This window comes from Marivita sp. S0852 (assembly GCF_046591575.1).
GTDB lineage: Bacteria > Pseudomonadota > Alphaproteobacteria > Rhodobacterales > Rhodobacteraceae > Marivita.
In genome coordinates, this window is sequence record NZ_JBIQWA010000005.1 from 50,845 (window position 1) to 71,296 (window position 20,452).

Genomic DNA, 20,452 nt, shown 5'->3' on the forward strand with positions numbered 1-20,452 from the left:
CATATGTCCTTTGACACTACGGATATTCAGGGACATGTCGATTGTGACGTTCGGGAAAACCGCGCTTTCTTATGGCGATAGGCGATTTGGGTGCGGTTCAACGCAAAGGGCGGCCCCGAAGAACCGCCCCTTGGCATTGGTCATGTCTCAGGCCAGCCCATGTTTTGACAAAGGCAGCGACCGAATGCGTTTGCCCGTTGCACGGTAAATCGCATTTGCGACGGCAGGACCAATCGGCGGCGTGGCCGGTTCGCCGACACCTGTCGGGCTTTCGGTTGACGGCACGATGTGGACATCCACGTTTGGCATATCATTGATCCGCAGCGGCGCGTAGCTTGGGTAATTCAACTGATCCACGCGGCCGTCGGTCAGGGTGATCTCTTCGCGCAGGACCGCGGACAGGCCAAAGCCCAGCCCCCCTTCGACCTGCGCGCGGATATTGTCGGGGTTGACCGGCACGCCGCAGTCAATCGCACAGGTCACATGATCCACCTTGACCGTGCCATCGTCCCGCATCCGGACATCGGCGATTTCGGCCATATAGGTGTTAAAGCTTTTGTGGATTGCAATGCCGCGATGCATCCCATCGGGCACGTCACCTGCCTTGTCAGCCGCCAATTGCAACACAGCGGCCAGACGCGCGTCATTCTTAAGATGGTTGAGGCGGAATTGCACCGGGTCGACGCCTGCCGCTTCGGCCAGCGCGTCCATCATGGTTTCCATCACATAGGCGGTGTGCGTGTGACCCACAGCGCGCCACCACAGAACCGGCACACCCACGTCAGGGTGATGCGTGTCCAGCGCAAAGTCCGGCAGATCATATGTTGTATCCGCCACACCTTCGACCGAAGAGTGATCGACACCGCCTTTTACGGTAAATGCCTCGAACGGGGTGCCGATCATGATGCCCTGACCAACAACGCGGTGATCCCAGCCGGAAATCATGCCATTCTCATCAATGCCAGCACGCACGCGGTGCATGTGCATCGGTCGGAAATAGCCCGATGCCATGTCATCCTCACGCGTGAAGACCAGTTTGATGGGACGCGCCTGGCCGGTTTTTTCGAACCACGCTTTGGCCAGCATCGCGGCCTCTGCCGTCAGATGCGCATCCGGTGTCGCGCGCCGCCCAAAAGATCCGCCAGCGAATGTGGTGTTGATCGAGACGTTTTGAAACGCGACCCCCAGAACGCCGGCCGCAACATTGTGGTCAAGCGTCTGGATTTGCGAGCCGAACCAGAATTCGGCCGTTTCGCCATCAAACATCACAGTCGCGTTCAATGGCTCCATCTGAGCATGGTTGAGGTAGGGAAAGCTGTAATCCGCTTCAATCACCTGAGCCGCAGACGCAAGCTTGCCTGCCGCATCACCGCGCGCCGGGGCGGCATTGCCGGGTTGATCCAGACGTGCGGCAAACTCTTGGGAGAGCTGGTCAGTGCCTCGGGTTTCGGCCCCGGCTTCGTTCCAGTCAACCTGTAGCGCCGATCGTCCTTGCATGGCCGACCATGTATCGCGGGCGACAACCACAACGCCCGCACCCGTGGTCAGAATCTCGACCACACCATCAACAGCGCGTGCTGCGGTGTCATCAACCGATGCGACCGTCGCACCAAACCGGGGCGGTCGGGCGGTGACCGCGGTCAAGGTGTCTTCGCGCATCACATCAATGCCGAACGCCCCGACCGCGCCTTGCACCTTGGCGGGCACGTCCACGCGGGCGGTGTCTTTGCCGATGTAGACCCACTGGTCCGGCGATTTCAGCGTCACGGTGTCCGGCACGGCCTGCTGGGCCGCGGCGCTGGCAAGATCGCCGAAGGTGGCGGTATTGCCACCACCTGACACTGTTCCACCGGTGACAGTTACCGAATTGGACTCAAGGCCCCATGCGTCGATTGCGGCTTGAACCAGCATTGCTTTGGCTGTGGCACCCGCCTGGCGGTACTGTTCAAAGGAATTGGCGATTGCCGTAGAGCCACCCGTGCCCTGCACACCAAACAGCAGGTTTTTATACACGTCTGGGTCAGATGGCGCGTGTCGGATGGATATTTGGTCAAGATCCGCATCCATTTCGTCTGCGATCAACGTGGCCAGCCCGTTGGCCACGCCCTGGCCCATATCCAGATGTTTGACGATGACAGTCACGCTGTTATCCGGCGCGACGTGCACAAACGGCTGCACCAAGGCGTCATCCTGCGTCGATGCCTGTGCGCCCCGCGCACCTGGCACAACCGCGCCAATCAGAATTCCACCGATGGTGCCTGCACCCAGTTTCAGAAACGTGCGGCGCGTTGAAAGACCGGCACCCGTGGCCACGCGCTTTTCCAGATAATGAAACATGGTTTATGCCTCCAGGATTTCAGAGGCGCGGTGAATGGCCTTGCGAATGCGCGCATAGGTGGCGCACCGGCACAAGTTGCCGTCCATCGCGATGTCGATTTCATCATCCGTCGGTTTCGGGGTGGAGCTCAAAAGCGCCGAAGCCGACATGATCTGGCCCGATTGGCAATAGCCGCATTGCGGAACCTGCAATTCCACCCAGGCGGCCTGAATGGCGCGCGCTTCGGGCGTTTCGACGCCTTCTATTGTGGTGATCTCGGCCCCGGCGATATCGCGGATAAAGGTCTGGCACGCGCGGGCGGGCACCCCGTCAATATGCACGGTGCACGCGCCGCAGGAGGCCACACCACAGCCAAACTTGGTTCCGGTCATTCCCAACCCATCCCGAAGCGCCCAAAGCAAAGGCATATCCGGCGACACATCGAGATCGACCTCGGTGCCGTTAAGTGTAATGCGCGTCATCGCGTGTCTCTCCCTGACGATCTGTTTCTGCCAGACAGGTAGCGTTCACAGGATCGCCAGCAAGCCATGCCGCGCGCAGGATGGCTCAAGAAAAAGTGCGTTCATGAAAACAGCCAGACCGGACTCCGTCTGCCTGCCAATCATCGAAACGAAACGCATGGGTGCCTAGACTGTGCCGCCCAGGCTGCCTTCCAGCGTGGCCAGTTCCTGTCCGCCGGCCATCAGGTCTTGCAGCTCTTCCGGTGTGATCTCACCGCGTTCGGCGGTTCCAAGCGTTTTGCCTCTGTTCAGAACGGTGAACCGGTCACCGACCGCCATTGCGTGACGCACGTTATGCGTGATGAATACCACTGCGATGCCCTGCTTGCGCACCTTGTCGATCGTGGCAAGAACATTCGACGTCTGGCGCACCCCAAGCGCCGATGTCGGTTCGTCCAGGATCAGAACCTTCGCGCCAAAATGCACCGCACGGGCAATCGCGACCGTCTGGCGTTCGCCGCCGGACAGGGTGCCAACAGCCTGATCCGGACCGCGCAGATTGATGCCCATCTTGCGCATCTCTTCCATCGTCACCCGATTGGCGTAGTCATGATCGAAAAAGCGCAGACCGGCGATCTTTTTGATCGGCTCATTGCCCATGAAAAAGTTCCGACTGACCGACATCAGCGGGATCATGGCCAGATGCTGATGAACGGTGGCAATGCCTGCGGCGATGGCATCCCTGGGATCGGCGAAATCAAGCGGTTTGCCTTCAAAAATGATCTCGCCTTTGGTCGGTTTGTGGACCCCGGACATGGTTTTGATGAAGGTCGATTTGCCAGCCCCATTGTCGCCCAGCAGACAATGACATTCGCCTGCGCGCACATCGACCGACACACCGGCCAGCGCGATGACAGAGCCAAAGTGTTTTTCGATGTTCTTCATCTGGATAATGGGTTCAGCCATATCACCGCTCTCCCGTGATCATGCGACGGATATAGGTGTTCAGGATCACCGCAGCGAGCAGGATGATCCCCAGAAACACCCTGAACAGGCTTGATTCGACACCTGCGAAAAACAGCCCTTGTTGCACAACACCAAAGATCAGCGCGCCCAGCGCGGCACCCAGCACAGACCCGTATCCTCCGGTCAACAGCGCCCCTCCGATAACAACCGCAATGATGGCCTCGAATTCCTTGAGCAAACCGCGATCCGCCCCCGCCGATCCGAACTCCATGACCTGACAAACCGCGAACACGGTGGCGCAAAAGGCGGTGAACATGAACATCAGGATCTTGACTTTGTTTACCGGAACACCAGAGTTGCGTGCCGCTTCGGCATCACCACCTGCCGCAAAAATCCAGTTTCCAAACCGCGTTTTTGTCAGAAGGGTGTGACCAAAGATGACCAGAACAATGGCCCAGACAATCAACATCGGAATACCGTCAACCACCGGTTCCCCTGCCCGGCTGCCCCGTTCAAATGTTGCGATCAGACCGGCATCCCCGAGCCAATGAAAAATCGGCTGACCGATCTTGCCGCCGAATATGGGCGCAAGCCAATCGCCCTCTGCGGCATCCCGGATACCGCCAATGATGGTTTTGCGTTCAATGGTTTGCGGAATGTAAATTGTGAAGCCGCGCAAGATAAACAGAAACGCAAGCGTAACGATAAAGCTGGGAAGCCCGGTGCGCACCACGATCCAGCCATTCAACGCACCCAGTGCCGTACAGATGACAAATGTCACGATGATGGCCATCCACATGGGCCATGCCAGAACAACGCCGAACACCGCGATCATCATGCCCGCAAAGCCGATCATTGACCCCACGCTCAAGTCAAATTCACCGGAAATCATCAAAAGACACGCACCGACCGCGATGATCATGAATTGCGCCGAAACCACCGACCAGTTCATGACACCCTGACTTTGGAACATGCCACTGTCCCACGCGAAAAGAGCAAACAGCGTAAAGACCGCAACCGTGCCCACGATACCACCCAGTTCAGGCCGGATCAGCGCGCGGCGGAGCGGCGATATCTCCTTAATTCGTTCGTCTGTATCTGATGCGTCACTCATTGGGTCCCTCGTGCGCTTCGATTGTCTCGAAAAAAGAACGGCCCGGTTCCGGCAGGAACGGGCCGCTCCCGATCTGTTAGGGCTTAGCGGTATTCGCCAGCGAACTCTTCAACCTTGGCCAGCGCGTCTTTGGTCACAAAGCCGGGGCCGGAGTTGATGTTGTTGCCGGGCAGCACGCCGTAGCGGTCCCAATTGGCCAGGATAACAACCGGCATATAGGCCTGCAGGAAAGGCTGCTGGTCGATACCCCAGTTGATGACACCGTCCTTGATGGCCTTCACGATTTCTTCGCCCAGATCAAAGGTGCCGAAGTGAATGTCACCAGCCAGACCGTTTTCCTGCAGCGCCGCGATGGTTGGGTCTGCAGACACCGGACCCAGCGTCAGAATGCCGTCGACATCCGGGTTTGCGGACAGATATGCCAGAACCTTGTTTTTGATCTCAGACGGGTCTGTCCCGGAATCGAGCATGGAATCACCAAGCTCGATCCCCAGCCCATCGGCATATCCCCGGCAGCGTTCACCGACAGTGGGCTGCTGGATGGCGTGGTTGACGCACAAAAACCGGGTCACGCCTTCGTCCTTGGCGCGCTGGCCTGCTGCAAAGCCTGCATCGTATTCCGGCTGACCCACATACATCAAAGCACCGATTTCACGCGCCTGTTCGGGGGTGCCGGTGTTCATGATGATCACGTCGATGCCCTGATCGACCGCATTCATGATGGGGCCTTTCAGAACGTCATAATCGGCAAGCGTTGTGATAATGCCATCCGGGCTGGATGCCGCCGCCTGATCGATGATGCGCGCCATGTCAGCGACATCGCCGGTTGGCGGGTTGCGGTATTCGACATTCACGCCAACCTGCTCGCCGGCCAGCGCGATCCCGTTTTTGATGGTGTTCCACCATGTGTCGCTGTCAGGGGCGTGGCTGACCAGGATATAGGTCTCGCCCTCTGCGGCAGCCGATTGTGCAGTTACGAACGGTGCCGCAACAACCGCCGTCGCCAGCGCCAGCTTCTTTATCAATGACGTCATGTTTTCCTCCCTAGGATTACCAGTCTCTTGGCGACAGACGGGATCTGCCGCGTCTTCGAGTCGAGTTAAGCACAGGGCCCGCATTTTTGCAACCGGTTGCAATAATCCGATTTCTGTTTCACTATTTCAATTGCCGCGGATCAGGTAAACGCGGTGCGGTGGAAAAAGTCGGACATGTCTAGAATGGCCATCACGTTGAAAGAGGTTGCGGAACGCGCCGGTGTTTCCCGGTCTGCCGTGTCGCGGACCTTTACCGATGGTGCCTCTGTGTCCAGCAAGATGCGGCGCAAGGTGGAAAAGGCGGCCAGCGAACTGGGCTACAGCCCCAACGCGCTGGCCTCGTCGTTGACCACGGGCCGCACCAAACTGATTGGCCTTGTGTCAAACAACTTTCACAACCCGATCTTTCTGGAAGTGTTCGATCTGTTCACGCGCGGATTGCAGGACCGCGGGCTCAGACCGCTTTTGGTTAATCTGACCAATGAAACCGATGCGGCTGCGTCGGTGCGGATGTTGCGGCAGTATTCGGTGGACGGGGCGGTTGTGGCGTCATCCACCTTGCCGCCGAATTTTGCCAAGGCCTTCCGCGATGCCGGAGTTCCGGTGGTGCATAGTTTCGGGCGCTTTTCCAGCTCGCCGCAGGTGCATGTGATCGGGATCGACAATGTCGAATGTGGCCGCATGGCGGCGCACACTCTTCTGGCCCGTGGCTATAGACGCGTTGCGTTTCTGGGTGGCCCGGAAAGCGCAACCTCGACCCAGGACCGTTTGTCCGGCTTTCTGCAAGAGCTGGACACGGCTACGCACGCCACTGTCACGCATTCCTTTGCCGAAGCCTATACCTTTGACGCCGGACGCACCGAGATGCAGCGCTTGTTGCAATCCACACCTGCAGAGGCTTACTTTTGCGGTGATGACGTTCTGTCAATCGGCGCATTGTCAGCCATCGCGGACAGCGGCCTGTCGGTTCCCGAAGACATTGGCATTATCGGGCTGAATGACATGGAAATGGCCGGGTGGCAGAACATAAACCTGACCACGATCCATCAACCGATCCAGCAGATTGTGCAATCCTCGATCGAAGCGATGGTGACCCTGCTGGAAGATCCGGATCGCCAACCCGAGTCGCGTATCTTTGCCTGTTCCGTCGTGGAAAGGGGCACGTTGCGCCCCCTGCCCTGATCAGCGGAACATTGGTGGGCGGGCATCCACCCACGCGCCGTTGTCCTTGGCCGACCCAACCGACGCATAGACAGCCGCCATCGACCGCAAACCATCCTCGGCTGTTGGCAACCCATCGCGGGTTTCGCCTTGGATGGCAGCCGCCAGATCGACATAGATATTGGCAACCGCAAGCGGAAACCCTTCGGGATGCGCAATCGCCACGCGCGACAGACGTGTGGCCTCATCTGACAGGGTGCCATCACCTTTTTCCATGATCTGCGTGCGCCCGCCCACGGGTGTATAGAACACCTGATTGGGCTGCTCGGACGCCCAGCGCATGCCGCCGGTTTCGCCAAAGACCTGAATGTCGAACCCGTGTTGACGCCCGATGGCGACGGACGATGTCCAAAGCCGCCCAACCGTGCCGCCCTCCATCCGGAAATTCACCATCGCGTCGTCTTCCAGCTCCCGGGTTGGGATCGTCGAGGCGAAATCTGCCGACAGGCTGCGCACCTGATCACCGGCGATAAAGCTGGCCATATGCAGCGCGTGAATACCACAATCGGCAAACTGACCAGACACGCCAGCCATCGCCGGATCATAGCGCCAGCGGACGCGTGGATTGTCCGCATCGGTGGCGTCGCCGTGATGACCATGGCTGAAATTGGCCACAACCAACCGCACCTTGCCGATCTGCCCAGTCCGCACCATGTGCCGCATTTCCCGCACCATCGGATAGGCGGAATAGCAGTAGTTCACCGCGCAGATTTTGCCGCTGGCCTTGGCCACGCGCACGATCTCTTCGCCCTCTTCCACGGTCATCGTCATCGGCTTTTCGCAAAGCACGTTGAACCCGGCTTCAAGGAAGGCCTTGGTGATCTCGAAATGGGTGGAATTCGGCGTGGCCACGGTGACGAGATCAACCCTGTCATCGCGTCCCGTTTCGCCGTCCAACATTTCTTGCCAATCGGCATAAGCCCGGTCCGCTGCAATCCCCAAGGACTGCGCGTAGGCGCGGCCTTTTTCAGCGTCGACATCCAGCGCCCCGGCCGCTAGAATGAAATTGCCGTCGGCTTGCGCACCAAGGCGATGGGCTGGTCCGATCTGGCTGCCTTCGCCGCCGCCGATCATGCCCCAATTCAGTTTTGCCATAATCTTATGTCCTTAGGTAAAGCCAATGGATTCAAGGTATTCCCGATTCTTGCGCGCGTCGCCCAAAGTGTCGGGATCAAGCAGTGGATCGCAATCCTGTTCCACCGTGCACCAGCCTTCAAACCCGTGATCCAGCAACAATTGCCGCACAGCGGGGAAGTCCACATCCCCTTGCCCAAGGTTGCAGAAAATGCCCTGTCCGCAGGCATCGTAGAAACCAGTGCGCTTTGCGATCACATCGGCTTTGACCTGTGGGTCAATATCCTTGAAATGCATGTAGGAAATGCGGTCCATGTGCCGCTTCATGAACGCAACAGGATCGAACCCGGCATAGGAATGGTGCCCGGTGTCAAAACAGATCTTGAGAATGCTCTCATCTACCTCATCCAGCAAACGCTCTAGTTCAGGCTCAAAATCCATAAAGCCTGCAGCGTGCGCGTGAATGCCAACGGTCAGGCCGTACTCTTCGGCCCCCATCTTGGCGACCGTCGCAATCCGATCGCGGAAGGCCGCCCATTCCGCGTTGTCCATCTGTTCGGCCTCGGACGCCCGTCCCGCTGTCGGGGCGCGGCGCTCCGAGATGGAATCGATCAGCACCAAATGCTGCGCGCCATGGGCGGTCAGCGCCTTGCAGGTGCGCACCGCCCCATCCATCACATCGTCCCACGCGGCAGGATCATGGAAGGGCCGAAACACAACGCCCCCAATCAGATCAAGATCGTGGCGCGCAAGACCGTCGGCCAGAACAGCCGGGTCTTCCGGCATGAAGCCGACAGGGCCAAGCTCAATCCCGGTATACCCGGCTTCGGCGCATTCTTGCAGCACGGTTTGCCATGTCGGGTTGCGGGCATTATCCGCAAATTCCACACCCCAGGAACAGGGCGCATTGCCAATACGAAGTGTCATCGGGGTCCTTTCCCAATTCAGAAAGCGCTGACGTCTTTCCATGTTTTGTCACGTGACGACGCCATCGCCGCCGCAATCACTTGGTTGACCTCCATCCCGTCTCGGAATGTGGGCCAAACCGGGTGTCCGGTTTCAATCGCCTGCAAAAAATCGCGGGCTTCTATGATGATCTGATCCTGATAGCCCGTGCCATGCCCTGGCCCCTGACAGAACGGCAGGTAATCGGGATGCGCCGGACCGGTGAGGATCTTGGTAAAGCCCCGCGTCGCCTCTGGACCGTTCGCGATATAGAGCCACAGCGCGTTCTGGTCTTCCTGATCGAACCGGATCGCCCCCTGGGTGCCCGTGACCTCGTAGGCATAGCCCATCTTGCGGCCCGTCGCGATGCGCGAGAAATACAACTGCCCCATCGCGCCACGGGCAAAGCGGCACATCATCTGGCCGTGATCGTCATTGGTCACCGTCCCATTTGGACGGTTGGAATGTACGGTTTCGACCTCCGCGATCAGCGTGTCGATCGGCCCCAGCAGCGCCAGCGCGGCGTTGATCATATGGGGGGCAAGATCCCCCATGGTGCCGTTGGCATCGCCGCTGGTGCGCCAGTTGGCGGGCGTCTGCGGGTCGCTCAGGAAGTCTTCGGTATGTTCGCCGCGAAACCAGGTGATGTCTCCGATCACACCTTCGCAAATCAGCCGCCGCGCGTATTGGCTGGCGGGGGTGCGGATGTAGTTGAACCCCACCATGTTTGCCACACCCGACGCCTCTGCAGCCGCCACCATCGCACGGCTGTCCTCTATCGACGCGCCCAAGGGTTTTTCACAAAACACCGGCTTGCCCAGCGCAAAGGCCGCTTCGGCAATCGCGCGGTGAAATTCCTGCGGGCTGGCGATGACAACGGCGTCAACCTTCGAATCGTTCACCAAAACGCGCCAATCTGCGGTGCAGCGGTCAAAGCCATAGGCGGCGCGATAGTGTTCTGCGCTGGTGTCGCTGGAGGCGCAAATCATTTCCAGCCTTGGGCGCAGGTTTGTGTTGAACACAGCCCCCACAGCCGCCATTGCAACGGAATGGGCTTTGCCCATGTAGCCTCCGCCAATTATCCCGACGCCCAGTTCCGTCACGCCGCACCCCCCTATTTTTCGAAAATCCGTTTGCAACCGGTTGCAAAATTAGTATCGTGGGACTCCGATCTGCGCAAGACGGGAAATGACCGTCGGACGAGAATCGCAAAAGGACGTGCCTGCCAATGACCACTGACACCATCACACTCACCACCGCCCAAGCCATCATAAAGTGGCTGGAAAACCAGTATATTGACGTGGACGGCGAGGTGCTGCGCGTGTGCGGGGGTGGATTTGGCATTTTCGGCCACGGCAACGTGACCTGCCTTGGCGAAGCGCTCTATGATACGCGCGATGCGCTGCCGCTGTATCGGGGGCAGAACGAACAGAGCATGGGCTTTGCCGCTGCCGGATATGCCAAGCAATGGTTGCGTCAGCGGTTTATGTTCTGCACCGCCTCTGCAGGCCCCGGTACGTCGAACCTTTTGACCTCTGCTGCGCTGGCCCATGCGAACCGGCTGCCGATGCTTTTGCTGTGTGGGGATACTTTCCTGACCCGCCTGCCCGACCCGGTCTTGCAGCAGATGGAGAATTTCAACGACCCCACCTTTGGCGTGAACGACGCCTTCAAACCGGTGACGCGCTATTGGGACCGGATCACCCATCCGGCGCAGGTGATCCAATCCTTACCTGCGGCGTTGGCAACCATGCTGGACCCTGCCGATTGCGGCCCTGCCTTTCTGGGTTTGCCACAGGATGTGCAGGGCTGGACCTATGATTACCCAGACGTGTTTTTTGAAAAGACGGTGCATCGCATTCGCCGTCAGGCCCCAGATGTGGGCGAGATCGCAGATGCGGTGGCCTGCCTGAAAGCCGCGAAACGCCCGATGATCATCGCGGGCGGCGGTGTTCAGTATTCGCGCGCGGTGGCAGAGCTGAGCGAATTTGCCGAGGCTCACCAGATTCCAGTGGTCGAAACCATCGCGGGGCGGGCCAACCTGCTGGACACGAACCCGCTGAACATTGGCCCCATTGGCGTGACCGGGTCAGAGAGCGCCAACACAATCGCCGAACAGGCCGACGTGATCGTTGCAGTCGGCACGCGCCTGCAGGATTTCACAACCGGGTCATGGACAGCCTTTGCCCAAGACGCGCAATTCATTTCGATCAATGCCGCGCGTCATGATGCGGCCAAACACCGGTCCTTGCCGGTGGTTGGCGATGCCAAGCTGAGCCTGATCGAAATGACGTCCGCATTGAAGGACTACCGCGCGCCCGACGCTTGGGTGGCGACGGCACAGGACGAGCGCAAAAAATGGGTGGCCTATGTCGCCGATAACGTGGCTTATGCGGACAATCGCCCCAATTCATATGCGCAGGCCATTGGGGTGGTGAACGCGCTTTGCGACAAACGCGACCGCATCGTTGCAGCGGCGGGTGGCTTGCCTGCCGAAGTCACCGCAAACTGGCGCACCTTGGACACTGGCACGGTGGACGTCGAATTCGGCTTTTCCTGCATGGGCTACGAAATCGCCGGGGCCTGGGGTGCGCGGATCGCGCAATCCGAACGCGAACCGGATCGCGACACCATTTCGTTCTGCGGGGATGGGTCTTACCTGATGCTCAACTCCGACATCTATTCCTCGGTGCTTACGGGTAAAAAGCTGATCATCCTTGTGCTCGACAATGGCGGGTTTGCGGTGATCAACAAGCTGCAGAACAACACCGGCAATGAAAGCTTTAACAACCTGATCGCAGATTGCCCCACCGTTCCCGCCCCCTTCGCGGTGGATTTCGAGGCCCACGCAGCCTCCATGGGGGCCAACGCCGAAACGGTGTCAAACCCGGCAGAGCTGGCCGACGCGTTCAAACGCGCGCAGGCGGCGGACAAGACCTCTGTCATTGTCATGAAGGTTGACGCCTATGACGGCTGGACAACCGAAGGCCATGCTTGGTGGGAAGTGGGCACACCACACGTCACAACGTCTGACAAAGTCCGCGACGCCCATGTGGATTGGGAAAGCAGCCGCCCCCGCCAAAGAAAGGGCGTCTGATGCTGCAAGAGGCGCTGGCCAAACGGAAATTCCTGGTGATCGGGCGGGTCGGGATGGACCTGTCACCTGACCCGGCTGGCACCCGCACCCGCGATGCGGGGACGATGATGGTGGCGATGGGCGGGTCATCCGCAAACATCGCGGCGGGACTGTGCAAGTTCGGATGTGACGCGTCGCTTGTGACCTGCGTGTCTGACGACGCCATTGGCTGGTATTGCGAAAATCAGCTGGACCAGTACGGCGTCGACCGGCGCTACGTGAAACGGGTGCGGGGCGAATACCGCACCTCTTTGGCGGTTTACGAAACCCGCGTCGAGGACCACCAATCCGTTATTTATCGCAACAATGCAGCCGATTTTCAGATGTCGGTCGAAGACGTTGAAGCGGTGGACTACAGCGCCTTCGGCGCATTGATCACCGCAGGCACGGTGTTTGCCGCCGAACCATCGCGCAGCGCCACGTTCCGCGCGTTTGAACTGGCCAAGGCAGCGGGCCTGCCGATCATCTTTGACGTGGATTACCGCCCCTATAGCTGGCCGTCCGCTGCGGTCGCCGAAGACGTGCTGAGCCGTGCAGGCGCGATGTCGGATATTATTGTCGGCAATGACGAAGAGTTCGGCTTTATGGCTGGTGACATCGACAAGGGGTTGGGCAAGGCCAAGGCTCTGGCACAAGACAGTGCGCAGATCGTTGTCTACAAGATGGGTCCGCTTGGCGCGATCACCTTTGCGGACGGCGCTGAAATCAAGACCGGGATTTACCCGGTCGAGGCCGTCAAACCCACCGGCGCGGGCGACAGTTTTATGGCGGGCTTTCTGGCAGGCCTGTCCGAAGGCCGACCGCTCAAAGACGCCATCCTGCGCGGATCGGCCTGTGCGTCGATTGTGGTGTCCAAACCCGGCTGTGCCCCGGCGATGCCGAATGCCGCGCAGCTTGAAGACTTCCTGAAGACGCATCCCGGCCCGACCGAGGCCTAAAGAGGACGACCCCATGCATATCGCACCTCACGACAACAAGAACGTGCCCATCGTCGATGCAGATGATCCGACCGTTCCGCTCAACTATTTCAACATTGTCAAACTGACCAAAGGTCAGAGTTTTGACTACCAGGTGCCGGGCTATGAAACCTGTGTCGTTCCCGCGACCGGGACCGTGGATGTCGATATTGAGGGCGTGCGTTTCCCGTCTCTTGGCAACCGTGGCGAAGACGTCTGGGATGGGGAACCCGAGGGCGTTTATGTGCCGGTCGGGGCCAAGGTCAGCATGGTGTGCAGGTCCGACGACACAGAGGTGTTTGTGGCCGGGGCGAAATACGACAAGGTGCTTGATCCCTTCGATGTCCGCGTGGCCGAATTGGACCTTGTGCAATACGGGTCGGACGACACCAAGACCCATCGCAAGATCAAACACATCCTAGGGCAGAAACAGCACGACAAGGTGGGGCGCTTGCTGGTGTCTGAACTCTACACCGTCGGGCAAGGTGGCTGGTCCGGGTTCCCGTCACACAAGCACGACACGGACCGTTTGCCGGATGAGTCGCGGCATGACGAGACGTATAACTTCCGGTTCCGCCCCAAACACGGGTCGGGTGTTCAGATGTTGCAGCGCCAAGACAATGAACCCGGCGATGCCTATCACATCATGGATGGCTCTACGATTTGCATCGACAAGGGGTATCACCCCTGCGCCGTTCTGCCGGGGTATGAGATGTATTACTTCACCATCCTTGGCGGGCTGAGCCAGCGCAGTCTGGTGCAGTATTTCCAGCCCACCCATGCGGATCAGATTGAGACCATTCCGGGGATCAAAGACATGATTGCCAAGTTCAAATGACGCTCGCGACACTTGCAGAGGTGCTTCAGCCCGCGCTGAAGCAAGGGCATGCGGTGGCTGGTTTGGTCACGCTGGGATGGGAAGACATGCGCGCCTATGTGGCGGCGGCCGAGGCGGAGAACGTGCCGGTGATCCTGCAGGCCGGGCCGTCCTGCCGGGCGCATACGCCGTTGCCGGTGCTGGGCAAGATGTTCCGCCATCTGGCGGAACATGCATCCGTTCCGGTCGTGGCGCATCTGGATCACGGCTATACGATGGATGAATGTAAAGAGGCGCTGGACAGCGGGTTCACGTCTTTGATGTTCGACGGCTCCCGCAAACCGTTGGCGCAGAACATCGCGGAGACCGCCGCGATTGCAGAGATGGCACATGCAGCGGGTATCTCGTGTGAAGGCGAGATCGGGTTTGTCGGCTATTCCGGCGGTGAACAATCTGCCGGAACGGACCCGGAAGAAGCCGCGCAATTCGCTGTTGAGACCAATGTCGATGCGATGGCAATTTCGGTGGGCAATGTGCATCTGCAGGAAGACAAGGACGGCGGGCTGGACGAACCCCGCATTCGTGCGATCGAGGCCGTCACATCCGTGCCACTGGTGATCCACGGTGGATCGGGCGTACCGGTGGATCAGCGCAGACGCTTGGCGCAGGGATCATCGATCTGCAAATTCAATATCGGAACGGAATTGCGGATGGCCTTTGGCGACGCATTGCGAAACGCCGTGAATGCCGATCCCGCCCGGTTTGACCGGGTGGCGATTTTGAAAGACACGCATGACCCCGTGGTCGCCGCCGCGCGGCGCGTACTGACAGCCTTTAAGGGAACAGAGAATGGTTAATCTTGGATTGCTGGGATGCGGGCGGATCGGTGTGGTACATGCACGGTCCGCCAGCCAGATCGACACTGTGCGCGTGACCGCCGTGTCGGATGCGTTTGCCGATCCGGCGAATGCTCTGGCTGCCAAAACCGGCGCGCAGGTGCTGGACAGCGACGCGCTCATAAACAGCAAGGACGTAGACGCGGTTGTCATCGGCACCCCCACTGACACGCATTACGATCTGATCCACGCCGCCGCTGCGGCAGGCAAGGCCATTTTTTGCGAAAAGCCGATTGATATGTCCGCTGACCGCATTCGCGACTGTATCAAGGCGGTCGAGGTTGCAGGCGTGCCGTTTATGACCGCCTTCAACCGGCGTTTTGATCCCAGCTTTGCCAACCTGCAAAAGCGGCTGGCCGAAGGCGAGATCGGCGACACCGAACTGGTCACAATCCTGTCCCGCGACCCCGCCCCGCCCCCGATCAGCTATATCAAAAGCTCTGGCGGGATTTTCCGCGACATGATGATCCATGATCTGGATATGGCGCGGTTCCTGCTGGGCGAAGACCCGGTCAGCGTGTTCGCGGTTGGCAGTGCTTTGGTGGACCCCGAGATTGGCGCGGCGGGGGATGTGGATACAGCGGCAGTGACGCTGACAACCGCCAGCGGCAAGATCTGTCAGATCAGCAATTCACGGCGCGCCGCCTATGGGTATGATCAGCGGATCGAGGTGCATGGGTCTAAGGGGATGCTGCGCGCGGCAAACGTGCATGAAAACACGGTCGAGGCCGCAACGGACAGCGGCTTCAAGACGGCAGCCGTGATGCATTTCTTTCTAGAACGCTACGAAAGCGCCTATCGGGCAGAATTGGCTCATTTTGTCGACTGTCTGACCGCCGGAACTTCGGTGACGCCGTCCATCATCGACGGGCTCAAGGCGCAGCAATTGGCGGATGCGGCAACGCTGTCGCGCGACACGGGCCAGCCGGTGACTGTTGCTCTTTAAGCGGCACTCAGACCCTGCTGCGCCGTTCGAATTGGCCCGTTTCAGACCATCTGCACGATGGTCTTTGGTGCGGGGAACACAGGAACCGGTTTGCCCCGTGGCGGGAACACGATTAGCGTCGGGGCGAACACTGTTTTCCGAGCATACCCATGACCCAAAAAAACACCCTTCGCGCGGCGGATCATCTTGTCGACCTTTTGCAAGCACAGGGCACAAAAGCCGTGTTCGGCGTGCCGGGAGAAAGCTATCTGCCTGTGCTGGATGCCTTTTACGGACGTGATCCGGACATCCGCTTTGTCACCTGCCGCCAAGAGGGGGGGGCCGCCATGGCTGCAGAGGCCTATGGCAAGTTGACCGGACGCCCGGGCATCTGTTTTGCCACACGCGGGCCAGGTGCCACCAATGCCAGCGCGGGCGTGCATGTTGCCTTTCAGGATTCCACCCCGATGATCCTGTTTCTTGGACAGGTCGCACGCGACATGGTGGACCGCGAGGCGTTTCAGGAAATCGACTATCGCCGGATGTTTGGCCAGATGGCGAAATGGGTTGCACAGATCGACGATGCGTCCCGCCTTCAGGAATATGTAAGCCGCGCCTTTCGCACCGCGATGTCGGGACGCCCCGGCCCTGTCGTTCTGGCGCTGCCGGAGGACATGCTGTACGACGACATCGCGCAGCCCGTAGCACCCGCCTGGGCCGAAGCCCCGCGATTTATGCCGGTGGCACAGACGCTTGAGGCGGTCAAAGGCCGGATCGCGGATGCAAGAGCACCGTTGATCATGGCCGGTGGCGGCGGGTGGACCAGCACCGGCATTGCCGCGCTGGAACGGTTTGCAGAGACCCAGGGCTTGCCTGTTGCGGTATCACTGCGGTGTCAGGGGCTGATGAACAACAGCCATCCGAATTACGTTGGCCATTATGGCGTCGGGACACCGCCCTATCTTGCGACGCTGATGGAGCAGACCGATCTGCTGATCGCGATTGGCCCCCGTTTGGGGGAGATGACGACGAATGGCTATGCGTTGCTGTCCGCACCGGTGCCGACCCAAAACCTGATCCATGTCTTTCCCGAGCCAGAAGAGCTTGGCCGGGTTTTCGAACCCGAGATCGCCGTGACCTCTGACACCCAAAGCTTTTGCGAAGCCGTCGCCGCCTGGAAGCCGATTGACCCGGACCTCTTTGCCAGCAGAACCGAAACCCTGCGCGCAGAGTTTGAGCGCTTTACTGTGCCGGATTCGGTTCCGGATGATCCGCTTGCCCCCTATTTCGCGCATCTTGCCGATGTGTTGCCGGATACGGCAATCGTCTGCAACGGGGCCGGAAACTATGCCGGGTGGCTGCATCGGTTCTACCGCTATCGCAGCCCGGGATCACAGTTGGCCCCGACCTCTGGCTCTATGGGGTATGGCCTGCCTGCCGCCATCGGGGCCGCCATCTGTGCTCCGGACCGCGAAATTGTCGCCATTGCCGGTGATGGGTGCTTTATGATGACCTGTCAGGAAATGGCCACAGCTGTGCATCATGGTCTGGATCTGACGGTGATTGTCATCGACAACGGGCGCTATGGGACCATCCGTGTGCATCAGGAGCGCGCATATCCGGGGCGGGTGTCGGGCACCGATCTGGCCAATCCGGATTTCTGCGCCTTTGCCCGGTCTTTCGGGGCGCAGGCCACAGCTGTGCAGGATCTGGCATCTTTTACCGCCGCCGTGGCCAAAGCACGTGCAACCCCGGGTGTCAGCCTGATCCATGTGATCGCCGATCCTGACTTTCTGGCACCGGGCAAAACGCTGAGTAACATGGGCTAACCTGGACCGCCGAATTTGCACTGTCGCGCAACATCGCTGTGCCCAAACGGTGAGGCGATATGCGTGGCAGGCCGTTCCGCCGAACACGGTTTTCTGCGGGCTATTGCGCGGTCCGTGTCAGCGGGGTCTTGTTTCACGGGCAATGAGGCCGCAGAATACCGCCAGACACCCAAACCTGCCGAAAGTCAGGCGCGGGCTATGACAACCTTTCGCAGCTGGGGGTGCCGGTTTTGGCGTTTCCGCATCCGGGGATAGAGGGGATCTATCCGGAAACGGGTTCCTGGCCGCGACAGTTCTGGGACAGAACGCAGGATGTGCTGCGGCCAACGAGATTAACAAGGAACTTGGACATGCTTGATGCCTCAAACGCGGGTCACGGACCGTCACTTTCTGAATTCGACTGGCAAGACCCGTTGGGCCTTCGCGGTGCCTTAGACGAGGATGAACGGATGGTCGCCGAAAGTGCGGCGGCCTATGCGACTGATAAATTGATGCCGCGCGTGTCCGACATGTATATGAACGAAGGTGTGGCACCCGAGATTTTCGCCGAGATGGGCGAGATGGGCCTTTTGGGGGTGACCATTCCCGAGGAATATGGCGGGCTTGGTGCCGGTTATGTGTCTTATGGTCTTGTCGCGCGCGAGGTGGAACGCGTGGACAGCGGGTACAGGTCCATGATGAGTGTTCAAAGCTCTTTGGTCATGTACCCGATCCACGCCTATGGCACGGACGCGCAACGACAGAAATATCTTCCGGGGCTTGCCGCAGGTACATTGATCGGATGTTTCGGGCTGACCGAACCCGAAGCCGGATCTGACCCCGCTGGCATGAAAACTGTCGCCAAAAAGACCGAGGGCGGTTACGTGCTGAATGGCGCGAAGATGTGGATTTCGAACAGCCCGATTGCGGATGTGTTTGTCATTTGGGCCAAATCCGAAGCGCATGGCGGCAAAATTCGCGGTTTTGTGCTTGAGAAAGGGATGAAGGGCCTGTCTGCGCCCAAGATCGAGGGCAAGCTGTCACTGCGCGCGTCGATCACCGGTGAGATTGTCATCGACAATGTCGAAGTGGGCGAAGACGCGTTGCTGCCGGGTGTTGAAGGTCTGAAAGGCCCGTTTGGCTGTCTGAACCGCGCGCGCTATGGCATTGCCTGGGGTGTGATGGGCGCTGCCGAGGATTGCTGGCACCGCGCGCGTCAATACGGGCTGGACCGGACGCAGTTCGGGCGCCCGCTGGCGCAGACGCAGCTGTTTCAGAAAAAGCTTGCCGATATGCAGACCGAAATCACGCTTGGCCTGCACGCCGCTTTGCAGGTCGGTCGCATGCTGGATGCCGGCACCGCCGCCCCCGAAGCGATCAGCCTGATCAAGCGCAACAACTGCGGCAAGGCGCTCGACATCGCGCGGCATGCGCGGGACATGCATGGTGGCAACGGGATCATGGCGGAATACCACGTGATCCGGCATTCGCAGAACCTTGAGACCGTGAACACCTATGAAGGCACGCATGACGTTCACGCGCTGATCCTGGGCCGGGCGCAGACAGGGCTGCAGGCCTTTTTCTGATGCCCGCACCGCTGGACGGCCTCAGGGTTCTGGAACTGGCCCGCATTCTTGCGGGCCCGCTGGTGGGGCAGACCCTTGCTGATCTTGGGGCCACTGTGATCAAGGTCGAAAGCCTTAAAGGTGACGATACGCGCACCTGGGGTCCGCCTTTTATCGAACGCGAGGGCGAAGATACGTCCTCGGCGGCCTATTTCTACAGTTGCAATCGCGGCAAATATTCGGTCACCGCCGATCTGACATCACAGGACGGGCAGGCTTTTGTGCAGACCTTGGCCCGTGACGCGGATGTTGTGATCGAAAACTTCAAGGTGGGCGGGCTTGCCAAATACGGGCTGGATTACGACACACTGTCCGCGATGAACCCGGCACTGGTGTATTGCTCGATCACCGGCTTTGGCCAGACCGGACCTTACGCGGACCGGGCCGGGTATGATTATCTGATCCAGGGCATGTCGGGCCTGATGTCGATCACCGGCGACCCCGATGGCGCGCCGCAAAAAGTGGGCGTTGCGGTTACCGATATTTATACCGGCCTTTACGCGGTGATCGCGATACAGGCCGCGTTGGCTGCGCGCCAGACCAGCGGTCAGGGTCAGCATATCGACATGAGCCTGTTCGATGCGGGCACTGCCGCGCTGGCAAACCAGTCGATGAACTTCTTGTCGACGGGGCGGTCTCCACAACGGATGGGCAATCAGCACCCCAATATCGTGCCTTACGAGGTATTTCCCGTGGCCGATGGCGATATCATCATCGCGGCTGGAAATGATGGTCAGTTTCAGCGTCTTTGTCAGGTGCTGTCACTTGCCGATATTGCCAAAGATGCGCGGTATCGTACCAATGCCGACCGGGTGAAACACCGTGCGGCTCTGGTGCCGGTGTTGAAAGCGGCCACGGCCAAATGGTTGAAATCCGATGTGCTGTCGGCGTTGAAAGCGCACAATGTGCCCGCCTCTCCGATCAACACCGTTGCAGAGGTGTTCGCCGATCCCCAGATCGTACATCGCGGCATGCAGGTGCAGCCTGAAAACGTGCCTGGCGTGCGCACACCCATCACGTTCAGTCATTCGGAGCTGAGTTTGACAAAAACCGCGCCGCGCCTTGGTCAGCACACCCAAGCGGTGCGGGATTTTGGCTGGCCTCAAGACACCTGACCCAAGCGGCGCATGACTAGAAAAGCAAGCGCGCGGACCTGC

At 59.5% G+C, this 20,452-nt stretch carries 17 protein-coding genes; 9 read left to right on the forward strand and 8 right to left on the reverse strand.

Features of this window, described 5'->3' with window-relative positions; genetic code table 11:
- Window positions 1-147: 147 nt before the first annotated feature.
- The 5 genes from ACG74X_RS12010 to ACG74X_RS12030 all read right to left on the reverse strand — a co-directional run bounded on the left by ACG74X_RS12010 (window position 148) and on the right by ACG74X_RS12030 (window position 5,892).
- Window positions 148-2,337: a molybdopterin cofactor-binding domain-containing protein gene (locus tag ACG74X_RS12010; protein WP_411235067.1), complete on the reverse strand. Its 2,190-nt coding sequence runs from the start codon at window positions 2,335-2,337 to the stop codon at window positions 148-150.
- A 3-nt stretch (window positions 2,338-2,340) separates the two neighbouring features.
- On the reverse strand, window positions 2,341-2,799 hold the full coding sequence (locus ACG74X_RS12015; RefSeq protein ID WP_411235068.1) for a (2Fe-2S)-binding protein: 459 nt from the start codon (window positions 2,797-2,799) through the stop codon (window positions 2,341-2,343).
- A gap of 165 nt (window positions 2,800-2,964) precedes the next feature.
- A complete protein-coding gene (locus tag ACG74X_RS12020; RefSeq protein ID WP_411235070.1) occupies window positions 2,965-3,744 on the reverse strand; it encodes an ATP-binding cassette domain-containing protein in 780 nt (259 codons plus the stop codon).
- A 1-nt stretch (window position 3,745) separates the two neighbouring features.
- Window positions 3,746-4,858, reverse strand: a complete 1,113-nt coding sequence (locus ACG74X_RS12025; protein ID WP_411235071.1) for an ABC transporter permease — start codon at window positions 4,856-4,858, stop codon at window positions 3,746-3,748.
- A gap of 83 nt (window positions 4,859-4,941) precedes the next feature.
- Window positions 4,942-5,892, reverse strand: coding sequence for a sugar ABC transporter substrate-binding protein (locus tag ACG74X_RS12030; protein ID WP_411235072.1), 951 nt, complete (start codon window positions 5,890-5,892; stop codon window positions 4,942-4,944).
- Between the two features lie 183 nt (window positions 5,893-6,075).
- On the opposite strand from ACG74X_RS12030, the gene ACG74X_RS12035 reads away from it, so the two are divergent.
- Window positions 6,076-7,074, forward strand: coding sequence for a LacI family DNA-binding transcriptional regulator (locus tag ACG74X_RS12035; RefSeq protein ID WP_411235073.1), 999 nt, complete (start codon window positions 6,076-6,078; stop codon window positions 7,072-7,074).
- Here ACG74X_RS12035 and ACG74X_RS12040 read toward each other — a convergent pair whose 3' ends face one another.
- The 3 genes from ACG74X_RS12040 to ACG74X_RS12050 are packed head-to-tail and all read right to left on the reverse strand — an operon-like array spanning window position 7,075 to window position 10,235.
- Window positions 7,075-8,208 (reverse strand): Gfo/Idh/MocA family protein, encoded by a 1,134-nt coding sequence (locus ACG74X_RS12040; protein ID WP_411235075.1) that lies wholly within the window; start codon window positions 8,206-8,208, stop codon window positions 7,075-7,077. It abuts the gene before it with no gap.
- 12 nt (window positions 8,209-8,220) lie between these two features.
- Window positions 8,221-9,114 (reverse strand): sugar phosphate isomerase/epimerase family protein, encoded by an 894-nt coding sequence (locus ACG74X_RS12045; protein ID WP_411235077.1) that lies wholly within the window; start codon window positions 9,112-9,114, stop codon window positions 8,221-8,223.
- A 17-nt stretch (window positions 9,115-9,131) separates the two neighbouring features.
- Entirely contained in the window at window positions 9,132-10,235 is a 1,104-nt protein-coding gene (locus ACG74X_RS12050; RefSeq protein ID WP_411235078.1) for a Gfo/Idh/MocA family protein, read from the reverse strand.
- A gap of 125 nt (window positions 10,236-10,360) precedes the next feature.
- On the opposite strand from ACG74X_RS12050, the gene iolD reads away from it, so the two are divergent.
- The 8 genes from iolD (at window position 10,361) to ACG74X_RS12090 (ending at window position 20,410) form a co-directional block, all read left to right on the forward strand.
- Complete coding sequence (gene iolD, locus ACG74X_RS12055) at window positions 10,361-12,229, forward strand: 3D-(3,5/4)-trihydroxycyclohexane-1,2-dione acylhydrolase (decyclizing) (protein ID WP_411235079.1); 1,869 nt, start codon at window positions 10,361-10,363, stop codon at window positions 12,227-12,229.
- Entirely contained in the window at window positions 12,229-13,206 is a 978-nt protein-coding gene (gene iolC / locus ACG74X_RS12060; RefSeq protein ID WP_411235080.1) for a 5-dehydro-2-deoxygluconokinase, read from the forward strand. The genes iolD and iolC overlap by 1 nt, the downstream gene beginning before the upstream one ends.
- Window positions 13,207-13,219: 13 nt before the next feature.
- The gene (locus ACG74X_RS12065; RefSeq protein ID WP_411235082.1) at window positions 13,220-14,062 is read left to right on the forward strand and encodes a 5-deoxy-glucuronate isomerase; all 843 of its coding nucleotides are present in this window, start codon (window positions 13,220-13,222) and stop codon (window positions 14,060-14,062) included.
- The gene (locus tag ACG74X_RS12070; RefSeq protein WP_411235084.1) at window positions 14,059-14,898 is read left to right on the forward strand and encodes a class II fructose-bisphosphate aldolase; all 840 of its coding nucleotides are present in this window, start codon (window positions 14,059-14,061) and stop codon (window positions 14,896-14,898) included. The genes ACG74X_RS12065 and ACG74X_RS12070 overlap by 4 nt, the downstream gene beginning before the upstream one ends.
- A complete protein-coding gene (iolG, locus tag ACG74X_RS12075) occupies window positions 14,891-15,883 on the forward strand; it encodes an inositol 2-dehydrogenase (protein ID WP_411235086.1) in 993 nt (330 codons plus the stop codon). The genes ACG74X_RS12070 and iolG overlap by 8 nt, the downstream gene beginning before the upstream one ends.
- A 149-nt stretch (window positions 15,884-16,032) precedes the next feature.
- Entirely contained in the window at window positions 16,033-17,691 is a 1,659-nt protein-coding gene (locus tag ACG74X_RS12080; protein ID WP_411235088.1) for a thiamine pyrophosphate-dependent enzyme, read from the forward strand.
- A gap of 350 nt (window positions 17,692-18,041) precedes the next feature.
- Window positions 18,042-19,256, forward strand: coding sequence for an acyl-CoA dehydrogenase (locus ACG74X_RS12085; protein WP_411235089.1), 1,215 nt, complete (start codon window positions 18,042-18,044; stop codon window positions 19,254-19,256).
- On the forward strand, window positions 19,256-20,410 hold the full coding sequence (locus ACG74X_RS12090; RefSeq protein ID WP_411235091.1) for a CaiB/BaiF CoA transferase family protein: 1,155 nt from the start codon (window positions 19,256-19,258) through the stop codon (window positions 20,408-20,410). The genes ACG74X_RS12085 and ACG74X_RS12090 overlap by 1 nt, the downstream gene beginning before the upstream one ends.
- Window positions 20,411-20,452 lie beyond the last annotated feature (42 nt).